Below are 24954 nucleotides of genomic sequence, written 5' to 3'. Positions count from 1 at the left end.
ACTTCAAATCCCATTTTCTATGAAAGATCAAATCCTATCCCATCTCGAGCAGCCGGTCGAGTTGGAAAAACTTTACCGGAAAAACAAGTCCGAATTCAAAGCAAGCTTCCATGCGGTGTATGCCCAAATCCAAGGAAAAGGAAGTGCTGATTTTTGGTATGCTCGACTGAATTACGAATCTGAATCCGTCCAATGGGGGAAGGCCTCCGATTGGAAGTTTATTGTAATCTCCGCGGTCTTGGCTTGGTTTTTAGCCAAAATCCCGTCCTTTTTTAGCTTGGACGAGGAATTCTTTTATCCCCGAAACCTGGGGTTTCTGGTTTTCCCTTTTGTGGGAGCCTATTTTATCCGAAGTAAAAACCTTGCCCTCAAAGACCTTGGGCTTCCGATTGGAATCGCACTGATCTCTTTGCTTTATATTAATCTCCTGCCCAATGCCAATACAAGCGACACTTTGGTCCTGGCTTGCATCCATTTACCGCTCTTGCTTTGGGGAATGCTAGGATTTATTTTCTCTGATGCAAGCTTGAAAAATCTATCCAAAAGATTAGCCTATCTCGAATTCAATGCTGATGCTATCCTCATGGGAGGCATTTTGGGATTATCAGGGTTACTGCTTTCCGGATTGACAGTAGGTCTTTTTGGCTTGATCGGTTTGAAGATCGAGGAGTTTTACTTTCAAAATATCGGCGTGTTTGGCTTGGTGGCCGCTCCATTGATTGCCACCCACCTGACCCAGACCAATCCCCAGTTGGTCAATAAAATTCCTCCTATCATTGCCAAAATCTTTAGCCCTTTGGTCTTGATCATGCTTATCGTGTATTTGGGAGCCATCCTACTAGGGGGCAAAGACCCTTACAACGACCGTGAATTTTTATTGATTTTCAACCTTCTCCTCATCGGTGTGATGGCCTTGATTTTCTTTTCTGTGACAGAGGCTTCCAAGGAACAAACTTCTAAAGCCACCAAATGGATATTGACTTTACTTTCAGGAGTTACCATTCTGGTGAATCTGGTTGCTTTATCAGCCATCGGATTTCGGATTTCAGAATGGGGAATTACCCCAAACCGACTGGCAGTACTTGGTGTAAATCTTTTGATGCTGGTTCATCTGGTGATGGTTGCCTTTAGGTTATTCAAAACCATTTACAGCCAAAAATCTTTTGCGGATGTCGCTTTGGTAGTGGTACGCTATTTACCGATCTACCTGATTTGGAGCTTGATCGTAGTGTTTCTTTTTCCTTTGATCTTTGGATTTGCTTAAAATGGTCAACCCAACCTATTTTCTCCTAATTGAGACAATAATTAATAGAAGCATCCTTCTTTTTGAGGAAATCGGTATCTTTCAAGATCAAAATCTTACCCACTTATGAAAAAAATCAATCTCAGCCTTACCCTATTATTGGCTTTGATCCTTGGCTTCACGTCATGTGGCCCAAAATCAGAGGAAGTAACCGAAACGGAAGTCGCTCCCGCCCGATTGGGTGGCCTTGCCTTATACACCGTGCGAGATTCCATGGCAGTCAATCCGAAAGCTACCCTTCAAAAAGTTGCTGACGCAGGCTATGCCTATGTGGAAGCTGCGAACTACGAAGACGGCAAGTTTTACGGCATGGCTCCTACTGAGTTTAAAGCCTATTTGGATTCTCTCGGACTGACTGCCATCAGTGCGCATATGGGTATGGTGACAATGGAAAATGCAGATCAACTCATCGCTGATGTGAAGGCTGCAGGCATCTCTTACTTTGTGATCCCAGTACCTCCAATGGGCATGTTTACCTTTGATCCGGCTACACGCACCTTGGGGATGAAAGGCACCGCTGACGAACTTGTAACTATCATGAATACGTTGGGAGAAAAATGCTTCAATGCGGGCATCAAGCTCCTTTACCACAACCATGACTTTGAATTTAAGCCGATGGCCGATGGTACAGTGATCGAAGAAATCCTTCTTGAAAAGTGCAATCCGGAATGGGTCAACTTTCAAATGGATCTCTACTGGGTGACCAAAGCGGAAGCAAGTCCACTTGCATACTTTGAAAAATACCCGGGTCGATTCAAAGCTTGGCACGTGAAAGACATGGACTCCGTGGGCAACTTTGCTCCGGTAGGAACAGGCAAGATCGATTTTGCTAAAATCCTGGCCGCCAAAGCACAATCGGGCATGGAACTCTACCTCGTCGAGCAGGACAACACTTTTGGACTTGATCCGATGGAAGCCATCAAAATCAGCCACGAAGGTTTGAAGAAGTTTGGATTTGAGTAAAATCTAAAAGACTATTTTGAATATCCGCAATCTTACCACTAGCCAAGTCATCGGTTCTAAAGATCGCGGATATTCTTCGACTGACCACGGAAGATAGTCCACCGCACATCTAACAGGACTTCAAACCTTGTCTTATTTGGTCAATGGTAGAAAAGCGGATAATCAGAAAGACTATAAACACGAAAGCCGGCAACCCAATTGCCGGCTTTCCTTATTACTACGCTCTCCAATTTGAAAGTGATAGGCTCGCAAATCGATTGTCATTCCTTTTTTTGAGACTTGCTATTCAACACCTCCCGTTCCATCAAATCTATAGGAATATCCATCAGTTCAAACGTTCGGCTGGTGTCAACATAATTGTAATGCCACCACTCTACAGGATCCACAGAAAACCCATGCTTTTTCATCACTGATTTGAGAAGTTCCCTATTTCTGATCACCTCCTCAGGCAGTTTTTTAAACTCGGGATGAGCGGCATACACCAAGGCATCAAATGGGGTGGGCATTCTGAGTTCCCCTCCTGTTTTCAACTCCACCAAGGTAAGATCCAAAGCGATGCCCCGGTTGTGCTTACTTCCCTGCCACGGAAGCCCCATATAAACTGTATCTGGCAACATTTCATACATCTGAACGGTAATCGAATAGGGTCGGTATCCGTCATAAATCTTCAATCCGACTCCATTTTCATTGAATTCCTTTTGCGCATTGGCAAGTGCTTTAGCAGCCGGCAATCTTGTCAACGCAATAGGCCTGGGATACAGCTGAGTATAAAACACATTTTCTTTGCCCGCATACTTGATGTCCAATAGGACATCTGGAACAAAATCAGCTATCAGGACCATCCTTTTGTTGCTATCTAGGGCTACGGACTTCCGATAATCTTCTATGGATTGCTGTAAGGGCAATCCATACGGATTGGAAGTTTGAGCGAATGCTTTTCCTGATGAAAGTAAAATCAAAAGGAAACTCAGGACTCGGATCATATCGTTTTCAGGTACAGTTTTTCCAGTTCGTTGGCCGAAAGGTCGGTTGCAGACAATTGACTGACCAATTGACCTTCCTTCATAATCCCAACTCGGTGAGCTACTTCTCTGGCTCTAAAAATATCATGTGTGGCCATCAGAATAGCAGTTCCTTCTGTTGAAAGCTCTTTTAAGAGCTCCGAAAACTCATTGGAAGCTTTGGGATCGAGCCCGCTCGTGGGTTCATCGAGGAAGAGTGCTTTGGCTTGTTTAGCCAAAGCAATGGCTATCCCAACTTTTTGTCTCATTCCTTTTGAATAACTCCCAACTCGCTGAGCATGTGCTGCCTCTTGCAGTCCGGATTTCAAGAGAAGTGCCCTCAGTTCATCCTCAGGGTATTTCCATCCTGCCAAAGACGAGAAGAAGGCCAGGTTTTCAACGCCTGTGAGATGGGGATACAACATGACCGTCTCTGGAATGTAAGCAAGTGCTTTTTTTGATTCATGAGGATGGCTGTTGACAGAGATCCCATCGATCAAAGCATCTCCGGAAGTAGGTGACACAAATCCCAAAAAACAGTTGATTGTAGTTGTTTTTCCAGCTCCATTTTGTCCCAACAGGGCAAATACCTCCCCTTTTCCAATATGGATATTGAGGTTATTCAGGGCTAAATTATCTCCGTAAGACTTGGTGAGTTTTTTTGCTTCTATCATGATGATTTTTTTTGATATGAAAGGAGGCCTGATTTCCTAAAATTGGAGGTCGCCCAAAGTAGTAAAACCAAATAAGTACATGCAAAAGGGGCTAGGATTTGAATCCAATTGATACTTGGAGCATCCCTGAATTTTTCCAATTCAAACCTGCCCCAATTTTCTTCCAGCACAGGAGAATTGGAGAAAATCTTAGGAAAGAAATAGCCTTTCAATTTCTCATGAAATCCTTCCAATGCTGCGAGATAATGCAAGTAATTACCCAAGTCCGAAAGGCTAAGGGAATTCATGGAAAGCTGGGTATGCACAGATGGGATCATCCAACCGAGCTGTTTAGCAAGCTCTTGTCTTTTGGAAAGTTTACTTTTGAGGTTCTCCACCTCACTTTTCGCTTCCTCATCTCCCGCCTGCTGCATGGCAAAGTACCAGAGCCAACTAAAATCTGCCTCTTTGGGATGCACAAATGTCTGGTACTCGGGGTACTTGGCATAAAATTTTTCCAGCGTAGGTTCTTTTGGCTTGTCCCATTGTGTATGGTAACCTTCACGGTTTTGAATCACCGTAGTCATGGCCTCGGGTACGGGAAAAAGCCAACGCTGGAGGATATTGATTCCGGCCGGCAGCAATAAGTTAAGCAACACCCAAAGGCTGAGTAGCACTTGTGCATTTTGGCTTGAATTCAACTGAAAACTTACAACCAACCAAGTAAGTGCAAACCAAAACAGAACATACAGCACCGAGACCACCCCAAAGACCAAGAAAGGCAGGTCTACGGGTATATCCAGATAAATCTTCCCTACCCCCAAAAGAATAAACAAAACCAGCAGGATACTTCCCAGTCGGATGCCTAATTTTTGCCTTAAAAAGTGGATAGGTGAAGAGGCTTGGCTTCGGATAAGGCTCCAGGTTCCTCCTTCCTTTTCCTCAGAAATGAGATTAAACCCAAAGGCAACGATCACCAGTGGAAAGAGGTAAATCAACACGAAGCTAAAATCCATATTTCCCAATAGCTGAAACAAAGGATTCATCAAATCCGTCGCATAACGCTGCTCTTCCAAATTTCGGACTGTCAGGCTTTGTAACGAAGGATAGACATCCCGCTGTCCGATAGAAAGACCTGCAAGTCTCGGAGCTTCATTTTCCAATCCAAACTTGAGGTAATACATCAAATCACCCATTCCACTGGAGAAATAAGAGACATTTCTCTGGATGTTTTCCTGCTGATGAATGGCGGTTTTTTCAGAAACTTGGGCTGTTCGATTCAAAAATCTAGCTCCGATCTCCAGACTGATTAACCCTGAGATCAGCAGTAGGATCAAGCCAATAGGATGGATTTTTGATCTGATGAAATTTTTCAAAAGGTACCTGATCATTTCAAAAAACGTTGATTCGATTGGATAAATAGGAAATAAAGACGGCCAGCAAAGCCATCCAAAGCACCAGCACTAGCAATGTGTCAAGTTGATTGGCACTGACTTCATCGGCTGAAAGAAACCGGGGATGAAAATCAGGAAACTGCTCCCAATAGTCACTGCTCAACCTGGCCGCCGGATCTGAGGAATTATTAACCCGGTTGCTGATGAGCTCGATCTGTAGTTCATTCATGGTTTGAGCCAACTGATACCTGTACGCCTCTGCTTGATCCTGAAAACTCAAATACATTTCGTAATCGGTGCCTGAAAACCCCATGGATAGCTTTTTGATCGCCAAAAAAGGATCTAACCAAGAAGCAAGCCCTATGACTTGGTGTTGGCTTTTATACTGATCAACCAGATTTTTTTGATGATTTAAAAAGGTCTGGGTACTTAGCCTTTCTCCCTCTCTCATCACGTACCCACTGTAATTGAAAGGCAATTGCTTGGTAGAATCGACCCCATAGGCTCTCAGGAGGGAATCTTTCAGAGCGGCATAATGCGGATCATTGGGATTATGACTGTCTCCTTGTCGGATCAACTCTTCTTCCACTGCTGTATCAAACTCGATTTTGGAAGGTGTCGGATAGACAGCCTGACCTACTACCTGGGCAACCTTGGGGATGATTAAGGTGAACATGAGCCAACATCCAATGAGTGAAATCAGGGAAGCTTTTGAAGATTGGCTCTTGGAAGATACCCCTGCCGCGATTAGGCAGAGAATCAGAAAATAGATCAGATACCCAAAAATCAACACAAAATACTGCAAAAAAGACTGCCCGATCAGTTCGGTCTCAGGATGAAAAAAAAGCAAAGCAAAACCCAAAAGTACCGGAATTCCAATCAGAGAAAGACTGACTAGAAACAGCCCCAATACCCTTCCCCAAACCAGTTCCAAACCCGTAACGCCCTGGGTAAATAGGATTTTCAAGGTACCCTGTTCCCGATCTCTCGAAATCAGATCATATCCCCAAAAAAAGATCAACAAAGGGACAAGCACCTGCAATACCATCCCTGCAGAAAGCTCTCCAAACCTCAACAGCCCATTGGAAAGGTTGGCTTCTGAAAAATTTACCGTATTCTGCTTGTGGGCCTCCAGAAAGATGACATTGCCCAAATAACTATCCAGCCCATAATCGAAGAAGGCAAGGGGAAATTTTTCACGAAACACTAGGTACCCATAATGAGCCATCCGGTGGGGATGCTTATCGGGACTGTTTTCCCATTGTTCACGTACCTCACTTCCCAATGCATGGGTTTGATCGAAATGCTCCGTGAGATTAAAAAACCCCACCAAAAGAACCGTAATCAACAAAACATTGGTTGCCAAGATCAATACCTTGGCACTGGGCTGTGCCAAAGTATTTTTCAAGACCTGTGCGGCAAGTAGGACTATTTTCTCTCTTCTGCTCATGCCTACCTCAGAATTTATATGTCGCAGTTAACATGAAGTTTCGCGGCGCACCAGGGAACAAACGAGTGAAGTTTTGAGCTCCAAGCCAGTAGGTTTTATTGGCCAGATTATTCACGTTAAGCGCCAATTGCAGATTGCTTTTAGTTGGGGCATAATACACTGCCGCATCTACTAACACGAAACCAGGAACTTCAAAATCACGAGTAAACCATGGAATCCGGCTCCTTTGTGCCTGAACACCAAGTCCGACACCTAGATTTCTCAGCTTGGACACTTCCCCAAAATTGTATCTCGTCCAAACATTCCCGCTGTTTCTTGGTGTGTTTTCTTTTCGCTGACCTATCAGGTCTTCGTTAAAATCAGAGACGATCTTCGCGTCTATGAAGCTATAGGATGCTGTAATCTGCCAGTTTGGTAGTAAATAACCCGTTGCATCCACCTCAAATCCGCGACTTCGGTCAGCACCTCGCTGAACCAATGAATCCGGGAAAGCAGGTAGGTTGGCATTCATCAGAATGTTTTCCTGATTGATTTCATAGATAGCGGAGTTGATCAAAATTTTACCTTCAAACAATTCAGCTTTCATCCCGACCTCCTTCAGATCGCTGATCAACGGCTTGAATCGGGCGGCCGATTCAGCTGCCCAGAAGAAGGCTCCCGTGCTTGGCATCAAGGTCACGGTGTTGGACTGTGGCTGCATTCCTTCAAGGTAAGTAGCATACACATTGACTGATTTACTCACCTCATAGGTCAGACCCAGTCTCGGCAGAAGGACCACATTGGTAAATGATTTCTCATTTGGCGTATCATAGTTGGTGATATCCTCAAACCATTCATTTCTTAAGCTGACCAAGGCAGAAAACTTTCCCCACTTAAGCTGCTCCTGAAGGTAAATCGCGGAAGAAGTGGTCAAAGCCGAGGGAACAGCAACTCTGGAGTTGAATCGGTAATCCTGGATGGTAGGCAAAGTAGTGCTTGGATTCGTCAGATTGAAGTAATTGACATTTGGCCGAGGGAGTACTTTACCATCGATGGTGATGGTCTGAAAATTAGCCGCGTTGGCTGGATTGAAGGTATTGGACACGCTTCCATCGCGCAGGAGAAAACCTCTGGCTGCATTTTGTCCTCCACCCTTCAGCTTGTTCCAAGAGTGCAAGTCATAGCCGACCACCAGTTTGTGAGAAGTCTCTCCCAAGTCAAAATTGAAGTTGAAGTACGCATTTAGGTTGTCAATGTTCCAAAGCTGCTGTCTTTGGACAAACTGCATCATCACCAAGCTATTGACCGGCTGACCGGTAATATCCCTTGCAAAAGCGTTGGTCGTACGATGCTCCTGCAGATCTTCCTGCCAGGTTTGCTTCATGTACACCGCATTAAAGCTGACTTTCTGCGAGAATTTATGATTGAGATTGGCAGTCCAGATCAGTTCATTGGACTTGAAAAAATCATTTGCCGCTACAAGATTCAAGCTGATTGGGGTGCTGTTGAGGTTGGTTTGTCCCGGCACAGCCCCAAAAATGGGCTGTCCTCTATCCAGGTTGCCATTCATTGAACTGTAAATCAATTCGGTATTGATCGAAGTTTTGTCTGTTGGCAGGTAGGTAAACGAAGGGGCGACCAACACCGAATTATTCCTCACATAATCTCTGAAAGAACCCGCCTCTTGGTAAGCAGCATTCAATCGGTAAAGAAGGGTTTTGGAGGAATTAAGCGGACCTGTAAAATCAAGCGTACCTCTCATCGTACGGAAACTACCTGCACTGAGGCTGATTTCTTTGCGATCTTCCGAAAGCGGCTTTTTGGTCACCATATTGATGCTTCCTCCCGGATCTGTACTGGCAAAAGTGACCGATGCCGGGCCTTTTAATACCTCCACTCGCTCTATGTGAGTCGTCAAGGGCTGAAGAAAATAAAACTGACGAGTTCGTAACCCATTGATGATTTGTCCTTCTTCATTTTGGCTGATACCTCGGATGGCATATTGGTTGTAAAAACTGGAAGGAGTCACGCCACTGACGATTTTTACCGCATCGGCCAGTTGGAATGCCTGCCTGTCACGGATCAATTCCTTGGTAACTGTCCCCATAGATTGAGGAAGTTCCTTATTTGGAATAGCAATTTTGGTTGCTGAAAAACTGTACTCACTGGTGTAATCTTGTCTGGCACGACCGACTACTTCGACTTCTTGGAGGTTGAGCGCAGAAGAAGTCAGTAGAATATTCAGTGGCTTCTCCAATGTACCGACATTTACTTCTTGCTCATACGTCTGGTAGCTCATAGATGAAATCACCAGCTTGTACCTTTCAGAAAGAAGATTTGAAAAGGTAAACTTCCCATCTAAATCCGTGATTTCGATCCGCGATTCGGCATCTGAAACCAGCCGAACATTCATGTTGATGACAGGGAGACCTTTGGAGTCTTTGAGGTAACCTGAAAATTGATTTTGCCCAAAAACATTTCCTGTGAAACAGAGAATAAACATCAAGAAAATCAGATTCTTATAATAGGAAAGATTGAAAAATAATCGGATTGTTTTCATAGAGTGGTTGGATTGTTTGGTGGGATTACTGGAAAACAGATTTTTGACCTTGGCTAAGAAATGGAATAAATAAACCGCCATTTTTTCATTTATTTATGCAACATACTTGCGCAATTTTGTTGCAAGAATATCAAAAAATTAATACTGAAACAATGTTGCATAAAAACTTATTAAAAAAACAAAGGGGTCACAGCCGAGGAAATAAATCCCACAATATTTGAGAGACAAATCCCCTGTTTAAATTCTTATCCTAAGCCCATTCTTGCCATCGTGAAGACCACTAAGCAGGCAGGAAACAAGTAATTGGAACACGATTCAAGGCTTTGAACTCATTTTTTCCATCCAGTGCTTTTCCAAGGACCCTAAAAAACCGCAATTCGTCCAAATACTTCAAAAGAAGCCCCTATCTTTAGCCACCTAATTTTGAAACAACTATCAGCTATCCTTTCCTTAATTCATGGAAGAAATTATTAACTCACTCAACGGGCTCATTTGGAGCAATGCGTTGATTTTGCTCTGCCTAGGAGCAGGAATTTACTTTTCATTTGTTACCAAATTTGTCCAAGTCCGATACTTCGGAGATATGGTCAAGCTTCTCTTCAAAGGCAAATCATCCGAGCAAGGCGTATCTTCTTTTCAGGCTTTTGCCTTGGCACTTTCGGGACGAATTGGCACGGGAAATATTGCCGGAGTAGCTACAGCTATTGCCATGGGAGGCCCCGGATCAGTTTTTTGGATGTGGGCGATTGCGTTTCTTGGTTCTGCCTCAGCTTACATCGAGGCCACCTTGGGACAGATCTACAAGGAAGTAAAAGATGGCCAATACCGAGGTGGGCCTGCTTTTTACATTGAAAAAGGACTGGGGATCAAATGGTATGCTTCCCTTTTTGCAGTAGTAACGATCTTGAGTATGGCGGTTTTACTACCCGGCGTACAGAGCAATAGCATCGCTTTGAGTATGAAAAGCGCGTTTCAAGTGCCAGTGGAGGTCACTGGAGGGGTGGTCATCGTATTCCTGGCGATGATCATTTTTGGAGGGGTCAAGCGCATCGGTAAAGTGGCGGAGTTTGTAGTTCCATTCATGGCACTCGGCTATATTCTCTTGGCACAGATCATCATGATTTTGAATTATGAAAAAATCCCAGAGGTAATTTCTCTGATCGTCACTTCAGCCTTCAATTTGGAAGCTGCTTATTCCGGAGTCTTTGGTTTGGCTATTTCTTGGGGAATCAAAAGAGGAATCTACTCCAATGAAGCAGGTCAGGGTACCGCACCGCATGCAGCAGCAGCAGCTGAGGTAAGTCATCCCGCCAAGCAAGGATTGGTACAGGCTTTTTCCGTTTACATCGACACCTTATTTGTCTGCACAGCCACTGCATTTATGATTCTTTTTACAGGACAATACAACGTGGTCAATCCCGAAGGTGGATTTATTGTGGAAAATATTCCTGGTGTGAGCATCGGCCCTGAGTTCACCCAAATGGCTATTTCTACCCATTTCCCTTCGATCGGTGCTGGATTTGTGGCTTTTGCCTTGATGTTTTTTGCCTTTACTACGATCATGGCATACTACTATATCGCAGAGACCAACTTAAGCTTTCTCCAAAAATCAGGAACAAGAAAATGGAGTGTGTATTTGCTGAGGTTTTTGATTTTGGGTGCGACATTTTATGGGTCTAGCCGCACCGCCGAGCTCGCTTGGACACTAGGTGATATTGGCGTTGGCTTGATGGCTTGGCTCAATGTGATAGCGATTCTATTGCTCCGTAAGCCGGCCTTAAAAGCACTCAAAGATTACCAAGCACAAAAGAAAGCCGGGAAAGATCCAGTTTATGACTACAAAGACATTTAAATAAAAAGTATCCATTGGACTGAAGGCGGGATTTTTTCCCGCTTTTTTTATTTCTGAAGGACTAACTTCCTTTTTTAAAGACATTCAATTCAGTAAAGGACAGCGCATTGAAGTCAAATTCTTAACTTTTGACAAAACCACTTGCTCCATGGCTCTGTATCTCCTAGCGCTTTTGATGAATGCTTTTTCATTTTCACCCCAAGAAAAAGACCCTCCTTCCAGGCCAAACATTGTCCTGATTTTTGCCGATGACCTAGGCTGGTCCGATATCGGTGCGTATGGAAGTGAAGTGGAAACACCTAACCTCGATTGGTTGGCCACAAACGGAGTTCGATTTACCCAGATGTACAATACCTCCAAATGCAATCCTTCCCGAGCAGCCCTGATGACAGGGCTCTATGCCCAGCAGGTGGGCTACGAAGCCACGTATCAGCAACCTCTGAAAAATGCCGCTACCCTGGGCGAAGTATTGAAATCGGCAGGTTATCGCACCCTTTGGGCAGGAAAGCACCACGGTGCCGATCATCCTATGGATCGTGGCTTTGACCGTTACTACGGTCTTATGGAAGGAGCTTCCAATCACTTCAATCCAGGCCCGAAACGGGAAAACGAACCTCAGCCTGCCCAAAAACGACCAGACAGGCCCTTCTACGATGACCGAACTCTAATGCAGCCCTATAGTCCACCCTCAGATTATTACTCCACAGACTATTTTACCAAGTATGCACTGAAGTGGCTAGACGAGTATCAGGAGGAAAAAAATCCCTTTTTCCTATACCTGGCCTACACCGCTCCCCACGACCCCTTGATGGCTTGGCCGGAAGACATCGCCAAATACAAAGGCAAGTATTCCGAAGGCTATGAAGTCATCCGACAGCGTCGATTTGAGAAACAAAAATCGCTAAAGTTGATCCCTGAAAATGCTATCCTAACCAAACCTACCCACGTTCCTTGGGTCTCTCTTTCGGATTCTCTAAAGAAAATCGAAGCTCAAAAAATGGAAGTCTATGCCGCCATGATCGATCGGATGGATCAAAAAATAGGAGAAATTATTCAAAAGCTTCGAGAGCAAGGAAAATTAGAACAAACGGTTTTCATCTTTTTGGCGGACAATGGTGCCTCGGGAGAAGTGGTTACCCTGCCGGGAAATGGAAAAATAGGTTCTGTAGGCCAATGGACTTCCCTTGGGGAAGACTGGGCCAATGTGGGGAACACCCCTCTCCGATTTTTTAAAAATTACTCCTATGAAGGAGGCATCAAAACCCCCTTGATTATCTCCTGGCCTTCCGGATTAGGCCATCGAAATGAGATTAATCCTTTCCCAGCTCACCTCATTGATATCATGCCAACCCTAGCCGAACTAGCAGGGGCAACCTATCCGAAAATGGTAAAGGGCAAAGCTGTTTTACCCGCAGCTGGAGAAAGTTTGTTACCTGCCCTGAGAATGGAAAAAACTGCACGACAGCAGCCAATTTTCTGGGAATGGTCAGTCGGAAGAGCTATTAGGAAAGGGGATTGGAAACTGGTCGCTCATGGTAAAAACAGTCCTTGGGAGCTCTATGACCTAGCCTCTGATCCCTTTGAAACAGAAAACTTGGCGGAGAAATTACCTCAACTGGTGACTGAAATGGACAAGTTATTCCAAGCTTGGAAAAATCAAGTAAGCACAAATTAACCTCTTGCCAACTCTACCGAATGAAAGAAAATACCACCCTTTGGATCGTGATCGCCAACATCGCACTTCACTTTGTGATTGGCGTGGGCTTACTTATTTATAAAATCTTGGGAGCAAAACCACCTGAAAAGCCTGAACAGCGGGAAGAATCAACCCCTTCGTGAAGTTTGTGTAAACTTATCTCCTTCTGCAAAAAAGCCTGAATCACTTTCCTTAATTTGGACCAGTTTTACCTTTTCCAGTCAACCCAAAAATGAAAAACATCACCCTCCTTCTAGCCATGGTACTTGTCACTTCCTTGTCTTTTGCCCAAAGCAGCTTTCATGTGAATAAAGTGATTGCGCATCGGGGCGCTTGGAAAGCCCAAGGCCATCCTCAAAATTCCTTGGCTTCCCTTCGCGAAGCTATCCGACTTCAATGCGAAGGTTCGGAGTTTGATGTGTGGATGACCGCTGATGAGGTTTTGGTAGTGAATCACGATCATGATTTTCAGGGAATAGACATCGAAACCTCCACTTATGAGCAGCTTTTAACCAAGAAACTTCCCAACGGGGAAAAGATTCCTACCCTAGAAGAATACCTCACCGAAGGCATGAAGCAGACAGGAACCAAACTCATTTTGGAATTCAAACCTTCCCGAATCAGTGTAGCTCGCAGCGAGCGAGTGGGAGAATTGTCAGTAAAAACCGTTCAAAAACTTGGCGCAGAAAAATGGGTGGATTACATCACCTTCAGCTATGAGGGCGGCAAAAAAGCCATTGAAACTGATCCTAAAGCAAATGTGGCTTACCTGAATGGGGACAAGTCTCCTGCTGAACTTAAGGAGGCCGGCTTCTTTGGATTTGACTATAATATCAGAGTACTCAAAAACAAACCCCAATGGATTAAGGAAGCATATGCATTGGGTCTGACCACCAATGCATGGACAGTCAATCTGCTAGAAGACATGGCATGGTTGCTAGAGCAAAAAGTCAACTTCATCACCACTGACGAACCAGAGCTACTATTCATTGTCATCAAAGACACACAATAAGCAAAAAGCCCCGATCGACTGGTCGGGGCTTTTTGATTTTTATTTGGCTGGAAGGATTTGAGAAGCAACCTCCCCAAATCCCACCCGGATTCCTTCTTTTTCAGCGTATCCTTTCATGATGACCGTATCGCCATCTTCAATAAATCGGCGTTCATCCCCATCTTCCAACTTGACTGGCCTGGTGCCTTTCCAACTAAGTTCGAGCATGGATCCAAAGGAATCTTCCGTGGAACCGGAAATAGTACCCGAAGCCATCATATCGCCGACATTGATATTGCAACCGTTGACGGTGTGATGCGCCAACTGTTGGGCGATGTTCCAATACATGTATTTGAAATTGGAGGTGCAGACCTTGGATGCTTTTTTGCCCTCAGGCTGAATCATCACTTCCAATTGAATGTCAAAACTGTGATCCTTTTTCACCTTTAGGTAGTCCAATACCTCGGGTTCTTGCACAGGCCCCGCTAAACGGAAAGGCTCCAAGGCCTCCAGTGTTACCACCCAAGGGGAAATAGACGAACCAAAGTTTTTCCCCAAAAAGGGACCCAAAGGCACATATTCCCAAGCTTGAATATCACGGGCAGACCAGTCATTAAACAAGACAAAACCAAAAATATATTCCTCAGCCTCCTCTACTTCTACACTATCACCTAGTTTGGTTGACTTACCTGTGATGAAGGCAAGTTCCAATTCAAAATCTAATCTTCGGCTGGGTCCAAAAGCAGGCTTCTCCATATCTGGATCTTTAAACTGTCCTTTTGGACGATGGATCGGCGTACCCGAAACCACAATCGAGGAGGCTCGTCCATGGTAACCTACCGGCAGATGTCTCCAGTTTGGCAGCAATGCGTTTTCAGGATCACGAAACATCTTTCCGACATTGGTCGCATGCTCGATGCTGGAGTAAAAGTCGGTGTAATCCCCAATTTTCACCGGCATGAGCATTTCCGCCTCCTTGCGATTGACCATGATTTTGCCTCGGGCAGAGTGATCTCGCAATTCTCCATTTTCCGCCAACAGCAATTGCTGAACCCGTTCGCGGATTTTCTTGGTTTGTACCTTCCCTAGAGAAATCAAATCATTCAATGATTCCTTCAGGAATATCCCTTCAGGTAAGAAGAGCGACGAGAAAAAACCCTCTTGATCGAGGACACTGAGATCGACGATTTTATCCCCTATAGCAATCCCGATTCTGGGACTCAGCTTTTTGTTTTTAAATACTCCGAAAGGAAGGTTGTAAATCGAGAAATCGGAATTTTTTGGTATTTCTACCCAGGTACTCAGAATAGGGGTCGAACTGTCGCTCATGTTCAAAAATTGTTGAGGCGGCAAAGTTAGCCTTATCCCATGAAATGAAAAATCTTTCCCATGAGCTTAAGCGCTTCAAAACCTGGAATCACTGGTCTCCAACCTTTTATAAAAATTTAGCTCCCATATCTTTTTTGCATTGTAATTTGACGGAGTAAATCCCAAGTCAATGAGATCAATCCTACGAATTTTAGCATTTATTATCTTTTTGGGCTATTCTCCAATTGCCTTTGCACAGGAGAAACCCATCCTCGTCCAGCTGGATGAAATCGCCATCATCGATCAAAAAGTGATGATGCCTATGCGCGACGGCACCCGACTCGCGACCGACATCTACCGCCCGAAAGGGGACGCCAAAGTACCAATCGTCTTCTCCCGTACTCCCTACAACTTCAACACCTACGGAAACGGGGAAATGAATACCCGAACACTCCAATCAGCCCTGGAGTGGGTAAAAAAAGGATACGCTTATGTGGTGCAAAATGAGCGTGGAAGGTTCTTTTCCGAAGGCAACTGGGACATTTTGGGCACACCACTTACCGATGGCTATGACGCCTTTGATTGGATGTCCAAGCAGGCCTGGAGCAATGGCAAAATCGGCTTGCTCGGTTGTTCATCCACAGCAGAGTGGCAGATGGCGGCAGCTTCGCTCAACCATCCTGCATTGGCAGCCTTGGTACCTCAAGCTTATGGAGCTGGTGTGGGAAGAATCGGCGAGTTTTACGAGCAAGGCAACTGGTACCGAGGGGGTGCCGGGCAGATGCTCTTCACGGCTTGGCTTTACAGCACTCAGCATGATCCAATGGCGCCAAGGTTACAGCCCGGAATCGAGCAAAAGGACCTGTTGAGATTGCAGCGCTTTTATGACATGGCGCCTGAATATCCTCGAGTAGACTGGAAAGAAGGACTGGCACATCTTCCGGTGAAGGACATCATCAAAAACGTGAGTGGCCCGATGGGCATCTACGAAGAAATGATCACCCGCAAGCCGAATGACCCGCGCTGGTATCAGGGAGGGCTTTTCCATGACAACATGCCTTTTGATAAGCCTTCCATGTGGTTTGTCTCTTGGTACGACGTGTCTTCTTCACCCAATATCGCCCTCTACAATCACGCCCGCCAAAACGCCATCAGTCAAATGTCTCGCGACAATCAGTACCTGATCATCGCCCCGGTACTTCACTGTTCATTTACCCGAGCAACTGAAAATACGATGGTGGGTGAGCGTAATGTGGGTGATGCCCGATGGAACTATGATGAGGTAATCACAGCCTGGTTTGACCTATGGCTGAAGGGCAAAGACGAAAGCGGCACCATCGCCAAACTTCCAAAAGTGACCTATTACACCATGGGAATGAACAAGTGGCAATCCTCTGATGTGTGGCCTCCCAAAGAAGCGGTGATGACTTCTTTTTACCTGGATTCTCAGGGAAAAGCCAATACCCGAAACGGTGATGGCAAGCTGGTAGCCAAAGCACCCAAAACAGAAGCCAAAGATACCTTCACCTACGATCCCATGAATCCGGTCAATTCCTATGGAGGCAATGTTTGCTGTACCGGAAATGCGGTTCAAGGCGGTGCCATGGATCAGAGTGAAATGGAACTTCGAGACGATATTTTAGTCTATACGTCTGAGCCTTTAGCCGAGGGAGTGGAAGTATCTGGATTCATCGAAAGCTATCTTTACTTGTCATCTGATGTGTTAGACACCGATGTGACCATCAAGGTAATCGATGTCTATCCTGATGGAAAAGCCTACAATCTGGACGAAACGATCCAGCGGGTTCGTTATCGCGAAGGCTACGACAAAGATGTTTTCATGGAAAAAGGCAAGGTCTACGAGATCAAAATGACGCCGATGAGTACATCCAATTACTTCGAAAAAGGGCACCGAATCCGAATTGAGATCAGTTCTTCCAACTTCCCTCGTTTTGACCGAAACATGAATACAGGTGGAAATAACTACGACGAAACCGAAGGAAAAATCGCCACCAACAACATCCACCACGGAGGCAAATTCCAAAGCAGAATTTTGCTTCCGATGATCAAAAAGTAAGAGTCAGTTTTTCATTATGGAAAAAGACCGGCAGCGATGTCGGTCTTTTTTTGCTTACAGTTCAAATGAGGTCCGCACAAAGGCTGTAAGTCGCAAAGATTTCAACCCCCTTTGCGTATCATTCGCCTTAGCGAGAACCAAATCAAGTAATCGTGCACCTTCCAGAAGCTGAATCTTTTCAGGTAGCATCCGTGCTGCTTTCGGAAAAGTAGCATTTCCAAAAGGACTTTTCTCGCCGCAAATCGTTTTAGGATTCGGTTTTTTTCTATGTTTTCTATGTGCCTATTGTGGTTTTTAAAATTCATTTTCGGGTGGGAAAAGGCAGTCTGAAGCCTGCATACAGGAAAGCACAAGTCAATAGACTTGCGCTAGTCGGTGGATAGTCGGTGCTAAAAAACCCCGAACACCGAATAATGAATATAGAATAGGGAAGTGTGATCTTCGGAAATGCTGCATAGCAGCCTTCCTTAATTTTCTTAAGGCCTTAATGGTTAAAAACCTTTTTATTTTCCCATTTTGATTCATACAAGGCCTTTTGGGCTTTTTCCCCTATTTTTGCCCCTTCGAAAAAACACACCAAGTATGTCTATTGCCAGCAAATACGAACCGGCAGCCGCCGAGGCCAAATGGTACGCCTACTGGATGGAGCACAAGCTCTTTTCCTCCCAAATCGACCACAGCAAGGAACCGTACACCATCGTCATTCCTCCGCCTAACGTCACTGGCGTGCTCCACATGGGCCACATGCTGAACAATACCATCCAAGACGTACTCATCCGTCGTGCCCGAATGCAAGGCAAAAACGCCTGCTGGGTACCCGGAACCGACCACGCTTCCATCGCTACGGAGACCAAAGTAGTTCAGCTCCTCAAAGAAAGAGGAATCGACAAAAAGGATATTTCCCGTGAAGAATTCCTAACCCATGCCTGGGAATGGAAAGAAAAATACGGAGGCATCATCCTGGAACAACTTAAAAAGCTCGGTGCTTCCTGCGACTGGGACCGTACAGCTTTCACCATGGATCCCGGACTCAGCGATGCCGTGATTTCGGTGTTTGTGGATCTTTATAAAAAAGGAAAAATCTACCGAGGCATCCGCATGGTCAACTGGGACCCGAAAGGTCAAACTGCCCTCTCGGATGATGAGGTGATCATGAAGGAAATCTCCTCAAAACTGTACTACATCAAATACAAGATTGAGGGAAGTGAAGATCAATTCTTGACCATCGCCACCACACGTCCGGAAACCATCATGGCCGACGTGGCGATCTGCATCAATCCGAATGATCCAAGATTCACACATTTGAAGGGGAAAAAAGCCATTATCCCATTGATCAATCGGGCTATCCCAATCATCGAAGATGAGTATGTGGATATGGAATTCGGTACGGGTTGCCTCAAAGTAACCCCTGCTCACGACATCAATGACTACGAACTCGGCATCAAGCATAAACTGGAAGTCATCGACATCCTGAATGACAATGGTACACTGAATGAAAAAGCGCAAATTCTAGTTGGAGAAGATCGCTTTATCGCTCGAAAGAAAATCGGCAAGTTACTGGATGAAGCGGGTCAACTCGAAAAGATCGAAGACTACAAGTCCAACGTAGGGCATTCCGAGCGTACGGATGCCGTAATCGAACCCAAGCTTTCCTTGCAGTGGTTCTTGAAAATGGATGAAATCACCAAGCCAGCCTTCACTTCCGTGATGGAGGATGTGATCCAACTCCACCCGCCCAAGTTCAAAAATATGTACCGGGTGTGGATGGAAAATGTCCGTGACTGGTGCATCTCCCGTCAACTTTGGTGGGGCCATCGAATTCCGGCATTCTACCTTCCTAACGGGGAATTTGTGGTAGCCAAAACAGCTGAAGAAGCGTTGGCGCAGGCAAATGCGGAATTCAACACCGCCTACACACTTGCTGACCTCAAGCAGGATGAAGACGTGTTGGACACCTGGTTTAGCTCTTGGCTATGGCCGATTTCGGTATTTGACACCGAAGTCTTTTCCACAGGAAAGCAAAATGAAGAACTAAAGTACTATTACCCTACCAATGACTTGGTGACTGCGCCGGAGATCTTGTTCTTCTGGGTAGCTCGAATGATCATAGCAGGCTATGAATACACGGGGGAAAAGCCTTTCAAAAACGTGTACCTCACGGGTATCGTGAGAGATAAATTGGGCCGAAAAATGTCCAAATCTCTCGGAAACTCACCTGATCCACTCGAATTGATTGCTCAGTATGGCGCGGATGGCGTTCGAACCGGAATGCTTTTCTCCTCTCCCGCGGGAAATGACCTGCCTTACGATGATAAACTGGTAGAGCAAGGTCGAAACTTTGCCAATAAAATCTGGAATGCCTTCCGATTGGTGAAGGGTTGGGAGATCGATCCAAGTTTGGACGGTTCTTCTAATGCAGCTAGCATCCTTTGGTTTGAAAGCCGATTCAACCAAGCCTTGACGGAGATCAACGAGCATTTCGAGAAATTCAGAATCTCTGATGCCTTGATGGCTACTTATAAATTGGTTTGGGATGACTTCTGCTCTTGGTATCTCGAGATGATCAAGCCCGCCTATCAGCATCCGATCGATCAGGTGACCTACGACAAGACGATTGAGATTTTCGAAGGTATTTTGAAGATCCTGCATCCATTCATGCCATTCATCACCGAGGAACTTTGGCATCAGATCACCGAAAGATCAGTAGAAGAATCTCTGATTTTGGCGGCTTGGCCTGAGGCAAAACCTTTTGATCCCAAAATCATCGAAGAGGCTGCACAGGTTTTTGAAGTGGTGTCTCAAGTGAGAAACCTGCGTGCTTCCAAAGGCATGTCTCCCAAAGAAGCGCTTGACCTGAGCATCAACGCGAAGAACCCTGAGCTTTACAGCCGATTTGCGGCAGTGTTGACCAAATTGGCAAACTTATCTTCCTTAAACTTTGCGGAAAAGGTAGATAACGCGATGAGCTTTGTAGTGAAGGCTGATGAATGCTTTATTCCGATGGGTGCCTCAATCAATATCGAGGAAGAGAAAGCGAACCTGAAGAAAGAACTGGAATACGCTCAAGGCTTCTTGGCTTCAGTCATGAAAAAGCTAAGCAACGAGCGATTTGTGGCTGGCGCTCCTGCCAACGTTCTCGAAATGGAGCGCAAAAAGCAGGCAGATGCCGAGGCGAAAATCAAGACCTTGGAAGAAAGCCTGGCGAAGTTGGGTTAAAATATGAAAACCTTTGAGGTCTGAGATACCTCGAAGGTTTATTGTTGAATAGTAGTTTCCCGCTGATCATCGCTGAGATAGTCGCAGAATTCCGGGGATAAAATAAAATCCAGAGCTTCGCAACTCTGGATTTTTTTATTTACTCATATTTTGATTTTGAAGAAAGTTAGCCAAGGTGGATTGTAAAAGTAGACCCTTCATTCAACTTGCTAGTTACTTCCAGAGATGCACCAATGCTTTCCGCAAATTCTTTGCAAAGCAAAAGGCCTACTCCGGATCCTTTTTCACCTTCGGTGCCCTTGGAGGCTCCCATTTTTCTGGAAAAAAGAGATTCTACGCGAGCTTGACTCATTCCCACCCCATTGTCAGCAATCTGAATTTTACCTTTTCCAACAGGGTCAAAAGTCAACTTGATCAAACCTTCAGCTTTGGTAAACTTCAAGGCATTCGAAACAAGATTTCGAACGATAAAATTGAGCCGATCTTTATCCGTGTAAATGACCAAATCTTCAGGAATCTCATTGAGGATTCTTAACCTTTTTCCTTCCGCAGAGATACCTGCAAGTTTGATCGACTCCTCTACGAGTCCTCTGAGATTTACTTCTGTAAACTGAAGCTGACTGTATTGAATTTGGGTCTGTGCCCATTCCAGCAGGTTCTCAAGGAGCTGATTTACCGTTTCGGTTTGTTTGGCAATTCTGGGCAAAAGTTCATTCAGTTCCTGTTCGGAAAGGAGCTTTTTATCCCAATAATCCAGTAAGGTCTGAAGTGAAGTCAAAGGAGTTTTCAGATCGTGAGAAACTACCGACAAAAGTCTTTCTCTTACCGAGTTGGATTCCCTTAACGCAGTATTTGCTTCGCTCAATAAAACTGACTGCTTTTCTACCTCTGAGTTTTTTAAGGTAAGTTCCTGAAGTGCTCCTTTCAAGTCCTGCTCAGCTGCTGCCAATTCAGCATTTTTCTTCCGCTGCAAAAATCCCAATCCTATTAATCCAATGAGGATAATTACCGAACCGATCAGCAACTCATTTTTTCTTCTCAGGCTCAAATCCAAAAACCGCTGTTCTTCCAGCAGGCGCTGATTTTCGAGCTCCTTTTTCTCTGACTCATATTGAATCAGGAGGTCTTCCTGGACCTTTTGTTTGTTTTCATCATTGAGAATCCGGTCTGCTTCCATTTTTCTCTTATTGAAAAGGAATGCATTCCGGTAATCTCCCAATGCTTCATAAGCATCTGCGACGTATCCGGAAGTATTGGAAATCATGTAGTTAGACTCCATCTTTTCGGCTATCTCAAATGCATTTTTTGCATAGCCCAAAGCCTGTGACTTATCCCCCACCTCAAGATTAAACTCGGTCAACTGTGTCAAAACTGAAATTTGGAGTTCTGCATCGTCGATCCCATTAGAAACCTCTAACGCCCGGTTAAGGTAGTTCTCGGCAAGCATGTATTTCTTTTCACTTAAGGCCAACTCGGAAAGCTGATTGTAAGTATGAATCAAGCCTCTGGAGTCATTCAACACCCTTTTGATCTCTAAAGATTGCGATAAATAGACTTTGGCGGAATCCAAGTCTGAGGACTCATTGGTTACTTTCCATCGGTCTCGGTAATAGCTTCCAATATTGTTAAAAAGTAAACTCAGCCCCCGCTGACTATTGGCAATTTTGGCGTAAATCAAGGCTTTTTTGTAGCGCTCCACTGCCTCATTGCTTTTGTTTGTTCGATAAAGAATGTTCCCAATATTGAGGTGTGACTCTACCAACCCGATCGTATCCCGGATCGTTTCTCGGATTTTTAAAGCCTCGAGATTGAGTTTCATCGAGGTTTCAAAATCCGATTTGATCAGGTAGGCCACCGCTTTAATATTGAGTGCGTTAGCTTTCATTTTCGGCACTTCTACCTGACTGCTAAAGCTCAGAGAAGAATCGGCATAGGCGATCGCTAAATCCTGATCAGCCCCATAATAAGTCTTGGCCAAGTTGTAATAGATCGAGGCCTTTGCGGCTGGATCTCCGGTCTTTTTCAGCTCTGAAATCAGACTATCTCCCACCGGATTGGGAGTTTGAAAAAGTAAATTAAGCACTAATGCTACCTTCCACATGGATTATAAAGTAATGTAAGCTAATACAAATCGACTCCAGTTGCGTAGTCTTTTCATGCAAATGGCCTGCACTTGAAAACTAACAATTTTGATTGAAAAGGTAGGATTAATTTTGTTCCTTTCTTAAACACCTTGAATCAAACCACCTGAATTGATAATAAAATGTCAGTAGTTTTTATAAGCGGTTACGAGAGGATTATCAAAGAGTTTTGATTCGAATATCACGAAACATCACACCCTGTCCCTCACTTTGCAAGCCGATGTAACCTGACTTGAGAGGAGTCCCATCTACTTTGATTGCCGGGTCAAATCGATTGGCTACTCCCCCGCCGATTTGAGGTTTGGAGTAAGTCAAGACTGTATCGCCATTGACAAGGTGATGGACGATCGAATCTCCGTAAACGATCAGTTCCGCTCTCACCCATTGATCCCATTTGAAGGTAGGTCCGGAGGAATTAATGCAATGACGCTCATCAATTTTTCCTTCAAAAACTATGTCTGTACCCGGACTGCACATGTTACCTGTTGGCCGTGGTTCGCCTTCCTTCTCTTCTGCATACATCTGGTATTCCACCGAAATCGGCCAATCCTGCTCTTTCAATATCGTCTCCGGAGCCTGGGAATGAAACATCACGCCTGAATTGCGGAACGTGTAGCTTGGAGCATCTTCCATAAACTGGTCCGTAAAGCGATACTCCCAACTGAGGTGATAGCTGGAAAAAGGCTTTTCGAAAAACAAGTGCCCAAAGCGATCTTCAAACTTCCCATACCCGTCATAATCTACGACAATCGCACCATCCACCACGCGAAACGTGTTCGCATAATTATCTCCCACTTCATGATGGTGAATCTTGGGAGTCCAGCCGGTCAGGTCTTTTCCGTTGAAAAGGACTTGCCATTCGGGCTCTGTGGTTTCAGGGACAGCTGCTACTTTTTCGGCTTTTTGGCAGGAAAAGAAAAGGAGGATGGAGAAAAGAAAGAGGGTAGATTTCATAGTGTTTGGGGAGGGGTTGTCGGGTTGTCAAGGTTGTCTGGTTGTCTAATTGTCAAGGTTGTCGGGTTGTCGAGGTTGTCAAGGTTATCAGGGTTATAGGGTTGTCAAGTTTATTTATATCCCAAAGAAATCCGACAAAAGCGTCGGCGGACAACGTGATAACTCGACAACAGCTTTAGCGGATAACGTGATAACAAGTTCAGCTGACAACCCGACAACGGTTTAATACCAAACACTGAATGATGAATGTCGAAGTTTAGGATTATTAATGCTTCCAATCATATCCATCGATCTGCTCCAGGCAGGCGACGAGTAAGGAAATGGAGTCAGCAATATCCTTTTTATGCGCCATCTCGATAACCTGATGCAGGTGGCGGGTTGGGATGGATATGGCTCCGGCGATCGAACCCTGCTTGCCCATGCGCTGCACCCCAGCCGTATCTGTACCTCCGGCAGTCAGGATTTCAGGTTGCCAAGAGATTGCTTCTTTGATTGCTGTCTGCTTCATGAATTCCACCATGCGGTAGTCACAGATCGTCATGGCATCCATAATCTTGATCGCGGTTCCTTTGCCTAATTCGGTTACTTTTTCATAGGCTGCTGCTCCGGGCACATCAAAAGCTATGGTAGTATCAAGCGCGATTCCGAAATCCGGATTGATGCTGTGTGCGGCCACATTGGCACCGCGGATTCCCACTTCTTCCTGCACAGTAAAGGTGGCATAGACATCGTAGGCAGGGTTTTCCAGCTTTTTCAAGGCTTCAATCAAAATGAAGACTGCCACCCGATTGTCAATCGACTTGCAGTTGACACAGTCCCCCATCTCGATGAGTTCGCGGTCCCGAGTGACGGGATCACCGATAGAAATGTACTTTTCCACTTCCTCTTTTGACATCCCCAAATCGATAAAAAAATCGGTAGTCTTCGGAAGTTTGGCTCGCTCTTCCACTGACATTACATGGATTGGTTTGCTGCCCATCACCCCAATGAGGTCCTTTTTACCATGGACGATCACCCGTTGGGCTGTCAAGGTTTTGGGGTCAAATCCTCCTAGCGTATGAAATCTCAAAAATCCCTGCTCGTCGATGTGGGTGACGATAAAGCCGATTTCATCCAAGTGAGCCGCGACCATGACACGCTTTCCGTCAGGATTACGTTTGCCCCGCTTGATCGCCACGACATTGCCCAGATTATCGGTACTGACCTCATCAGCGTGGGGCTTGACGAGGTCGATCACCAAGTCGCGGACACGCTTTTCGAAACCAGGCGCACCGGCTATTTCACAGAGTTGCTTGAGAAGGGGGACGTTTATTTCCATAAAGTTTACTTTCATTTTTCTGAACCTGAAAATAAACTTTAGAAATCGAATCTAATCCCCAACCACATAAAAAAGGCGTAAAGATTACCCCTACGCCT

At 45.1% G+C, this 24954-nt stretch carries 17 protein-coding genes; 8 read left to right on the top strand and 9 right to left on the bottom strand.

Annotated elements, in window-relative coordinates; all coding sequences use genetic code 11:
- Positions 1-19: 19 nt before the first annotated feature.
- On the top strand, positions 20-1264 hold the full coding sequence (locus ACFPIK_RS16440; protein WP_377917245.1) for a hypothetical protein: 1245 nt from the start codon (positions 20-22) through the stop codon (positions 1262-1264).
- Positions 1265-1369: 105 nt separating this feature from the next.
- On the top strand, positions 1370-2266 hold the full coding sequence (locus tag ACFPIK_RS16435) for a sugar phosphate isomerase/epimerase family protein (RefSeq protein ID WP_377917243.1): 897 nt from the start codon (positions 1370-1372) through the stop codon (positions 2264-2266).
- 260 nt (positions 2267-2526) lie between these two features.
- Here the strand turns inward: ACFPIK_RS16435 and ACFPIK_RS16430 are convergent, their stop codons facing one another.
- Genes ACFPIK_RS16430 through ACFPIK_RS16410 form a run of 5 tightly spaced genes read right to left on the bottom strand, consistent with a single transcriptional unit; the run spans position 2527 to position 9303 of the window.
- On the bottom strand, positions 2527-3249 hold the full coding sequence (locus tag ACFPIK_RS16430) for a M15 family metallopeptidase (protein WP_377917241.1): 723 nt from the start codon (positions 3247-3249) through the stop codon (positions 2527-2529).
- Positions 3246-3941, bottom strand: coding sequence for an ABC transporter ATP-binding protein (locus ACFPIK_RS16425; protein WP_377917239.1), 696 nt, complete (start codon positions 3939-3941; stop codon positions 3246-3248). The genes ACFPIK_RS16430 and ACFPIK_RS16425 overlap by 4 nt, the downstream gene beginning before the upstream one ends.
- The gene (locus ACFPIK_RS16420; RefSeq protein WP_377917237.1) at positions 3938-5311 is read right to left on the bottom strand and encodes an ABC transporter permease; all 1374 of its coding nucleotides are present in this window, start codon (positions 5309-5311) and stop codon (positions 3938-3940) included. The genes ACFPIK_RS16425 and ACFPIK_RS16420 overlap by 4 nt, the downstream gene beginning before the upstream one ends.
- Position 5312: 1 nt before the next feature.
- The gene (locus ACFPIK_RS16415; RefSeq protein WP_377917235.1) at positions 5313-6764 is read right to left on the bottom strand and encodes an ABC transporter permease; all 1452 of its coding nucleotides are present in this window, start codon (positions 6762-6764) and stop codon (positions 5313-5315) included.
- A gap of 7 nt (positions 6765-6771) precedes the next feature.
- A complete protein-coding gene (locus ACFPIK_RS16410; RefSeq protein WP_377917231.1) occupies positions 6772-9303 on the bottom strand; it encodes a TonB-dependent siderophore receptor in 2532 nt (843 codons plus the stop codon).
- A 457-nt stretch (positions 9304-9760) separates the two neighbouring features.
- On the opposite strand from ACFPIK_RS16410, the gene ACFPIK_RS16405 reads away from it, so the two are divergent.
- The 4 genes from ACFPIK_RS16405 to ACFPIK_RS16390 all read left to right on the top strand — a co-directional run bounded on the left by ACFPIK_RS16405 (position 9761) and on the right by ACFPIK_RS16390 (position 13863).
- Positions 9761-11155 (top strand): alanine/glycine:cation symporter family protein, encoded by a 1395-nt coding sequence (locus ACFPIK_RS16405; RefSeq protein ID WP_377917229.1) that lies wholly within the window; start codon positions 9761-9763, stop codon positions 11153-11155.
- Positions 11156-11303: 148 nt separating this feature from the next.
- Positions 11304-12830: an arylsulfatase gene (locus ACFPIK_RS16400; protein ID WP_377917227.1), complete on the top strand. Its 1527-nt coding sequence runs from the start codon at positions 11304-11306 to the stop codon at positions 12828-12830.
- Positions 12831-12850: 20 nt separating this feature from the next.
- Positions 12851-12994, top strand: coding sequence for a hypothetical protein (locus tag ACFPIK_RS16395; protein ID WP_377917225.1), 144 nt, complete (start codon positions 12851-12853; stop codon positions 12992-12994).
- Positions 12995-13083: 89 nt separating this feature from the next.
- Positions 13084-13863 (top strand): glycerophosphodiester phosphodiesterase, encoded by a 780-nt coding sequence (locus tag ACFPIK_RS16390; RefSeq protein WP_377917223.1) that lies wholly within the window; start codon positions 13084-13086, stop codon positions 13861-13863.
- 39 nt (positions 13864-13902) lie between these two features.
- Here ACFPIK_RS16390 and fahA read toward each other — a convergent pair whose 3' ends face one another.
- Entirely contained in the window at positions 13903-15171 is a 1269-nt protein-coding gene (gene fahA / locus ACFPIK_RS16385) for a fumarylacetoacetase (protein ID WP_377917221.1), read from the bottom strand.
- A 169-nt stretch (positions 15172-15340) separates the two neighbouring features.
- Between fahA and ACFPIK_RS16380 the strand changes: the two genes are divergently transcribed.
- Positions 15341-17227: a CocE/NonD family hydrolase gene (locus tag ACFPIK_RS16380; RefSeq protein ID WP_377917219.1), complete on the top strand. Its 1887-nt coding sequence runs from the start codon at positions 15341-15343 to the stop codon at positions 17225-17227.
- A gap of 582 nt (positions 17228-17809) precedes the next feature.
- Complete coding sequence (locus tag ACFPIK_RS16375; RefSeq protein ID WP_377917217.1) at positions 17810-20443, top strand: valine--tRNA ligase; 2634 nt, start codon at positions 17810-17812, stop codon at positions 20441-20443.
- 166 nt (positions 20444-20609) lie between these two features.
- Here ACFPIK_RS16375 and ACFPIK_RS16370 read toward each other — a convergent pair whose 3' ends face one another.
- The 3 genes from ACFPIK_RS16370 to ACFPIK_RS16360 all read right to left on the bottom strand — a co-directional run bounded on the left by ACFPIK_RS16370 (position 20610) and on the right by ACFPIK_RS16360 (position 24856).
- Positions 20610-22544 (bottom strand): tetratricopeptide repeat-containing sensor histidine kinase, encoded by a 1935-nt coding sequence (locus ACFPIK_RS16370; protein WP_377917215.1) that lies wholly within the window; start codon positions 22542-22544, stop codon positions 20610-20612.
- Between the two features lie 199 nt (positions 22545-22743).
- Positions 22744-23538, bottom strand: a complete 795-nt coding sequence (locus ACFPIK_RS16365) for a 3-keto-disaccharide hydrolase (RefSeq protein ID WP_377917213.1) — start codon at positions 23536-23538, stop codon at positions 22744-22746.
- Positions 23539-23803: 265 nt separating this feature from the next.
- The gene (locus tag ACFPIK_RS16360; protein WP_377917211.1) at positions 23804-24856 is read right to left on the bottom strand and encodes a M42 family metallopeptidase; all 1053 of its coding nucleotides are present in this window, start codon (positions 24854-24856) and stop codon (positions 23804-23806) included.
- Between the last annotated feature and the right edge of the window lie 98 nt (positions 24857-24954).

Origin of the sequence: Algoriphagus aquatilis (genome assembly GCF_042657405.1) — a bacterium.
GTDB classification, from domain to species: domain Bacteria; phylum Bacteroidota; class Bacteroidia; order Cytophagales; family Cyclobacteriaceae; genus Algoriphagus; species Algoriphagus aquatilis.
The sequence above is the reverse complement of the archived record's forward strand: the minus strand, read 5'-3'. Positions and strand labels throughout refer to the sequence as shown.

Bases quoted from the DNA above. Each gene is read 5' to 3' on its own strand.
- ACFPIK_RS16440 (WP_377917245.1), top strand. From the start codon at position 20: ATGAAAGATCAAATCCTATCCCATCTCGAGCAGCCGGTCGAGTTGGAA.
- ACFPIK_RS16435 (WP_377917243.1), top strand. From the start codon at position 1,370: ATGAAAAAAATCAATCTCAGCCTTACCCTATTATTGGCTTTGATCCTT.
- ACFPIK_RS16430 (WP_377917241.1), bottom strand. From the start codon at position 3,249: ATGATCCGAGTCCTGAGTTTCCTTTTGATTTTACTTTCATCAGGAAAA.
- ACFPIK_RS16425 (WP_377917239.1), bottom strand. From the start codon at position 3,941: ATGATAGAAGCAAAAAAACTCACCAAGTCTTACGGAGATAATTTAGCC.
- ACFPIK_RS16420 (WP_377917237.1), bottom strand. From the start codon at position 5,311: ATGATCAGGTACCTTTTGAAAAATTTCATCAGATCAAAAATCCATCCT.
- ACFPIK_RS16415 (WP_377917235.1), bottom strand. From the start codon at position 6,764: ATGAGCAGAAGAGAGAAAATAGTCCTACTTGCCGCACAGGTCTTGAAA.
- ACFPIK_RS16410 (WP_377917231.1), bottom strand. From the start codon at position 9,303: ATGAAAACAATCCGATTATTTTTCAATCTTTCCTATTATAAGAATCTG.
- ACFPIK_RS16405 (WP_377917229.1), top strand. From the start codon at position 9,761: ATGGAAGAAATTATTAACTCACTCAACGGGCTCATTTGGAGCAATGCG.
- ACFPIK_RS16400 (WP_377917227.1), top strand. From the start codon at position 11,304: ATGGCTCTGTATCTCCTAGCGCTTTTGATGAATGCTTTTTCATTTTCA.
- ACFPIK_RS16395 (WP_377917225.1), top strand. From the start codon at position 12,851: ATGAAAGAAAATACCACCCTTTGGATCGTGATCGCCAACATCGCACTT.
- ACFPIK_RS16390 (WP_377917223.1), top strand. From the start codon at position 13,084: ATGAAAAACATCACCCTCCTTCTAGCCATGGTACTTGTCACTTCCTTG.
- fahA (WP_377917221.1), bottom strand. From the start codon at position 15,171: ATGAGCGACAGTTCGACCCCTATTCTGAGTACCTGGGTAGAAATACCA.
- ACFPIK_RS16380 (WP_377917219.1), top strand. From the start codon at position 15,341: ATGAGATCAATCCTACGAATTTTAGCATTTATTATCTTTTTGGGCTAT.
- ACFPIK_RS16375 (WP_377917217.1), top strand. From the start codon at position 17,810: ATGTCTATTGCCAGCAAATACGAACCGGCAGCCGCCGAGGCCAAATGG.
- ACFPIK_RS16370 (WP_377917215.1), bottom strand. From the start codon at position 22,544: ATGTGGAAGGTAGCATTAGTGCTTAATTTACTTTTTCAAACTCCCAAT.
- ACFPIK_RS16365 (WP_377917213.1), bottom strand. From the start codon at position 23,538: ATGAAATCTACCCTCTTTCTTTTCTCCATCCTCCTTTTCTTTTCCTGC.
- ACFPIK_RS16360 (WP_377917211.1), bottom strand. From the start codon at position 24,856: ATGGAAATAAACGTCCCCCTTCTCAAGCAACTCTGTGAAATAGCCGGT.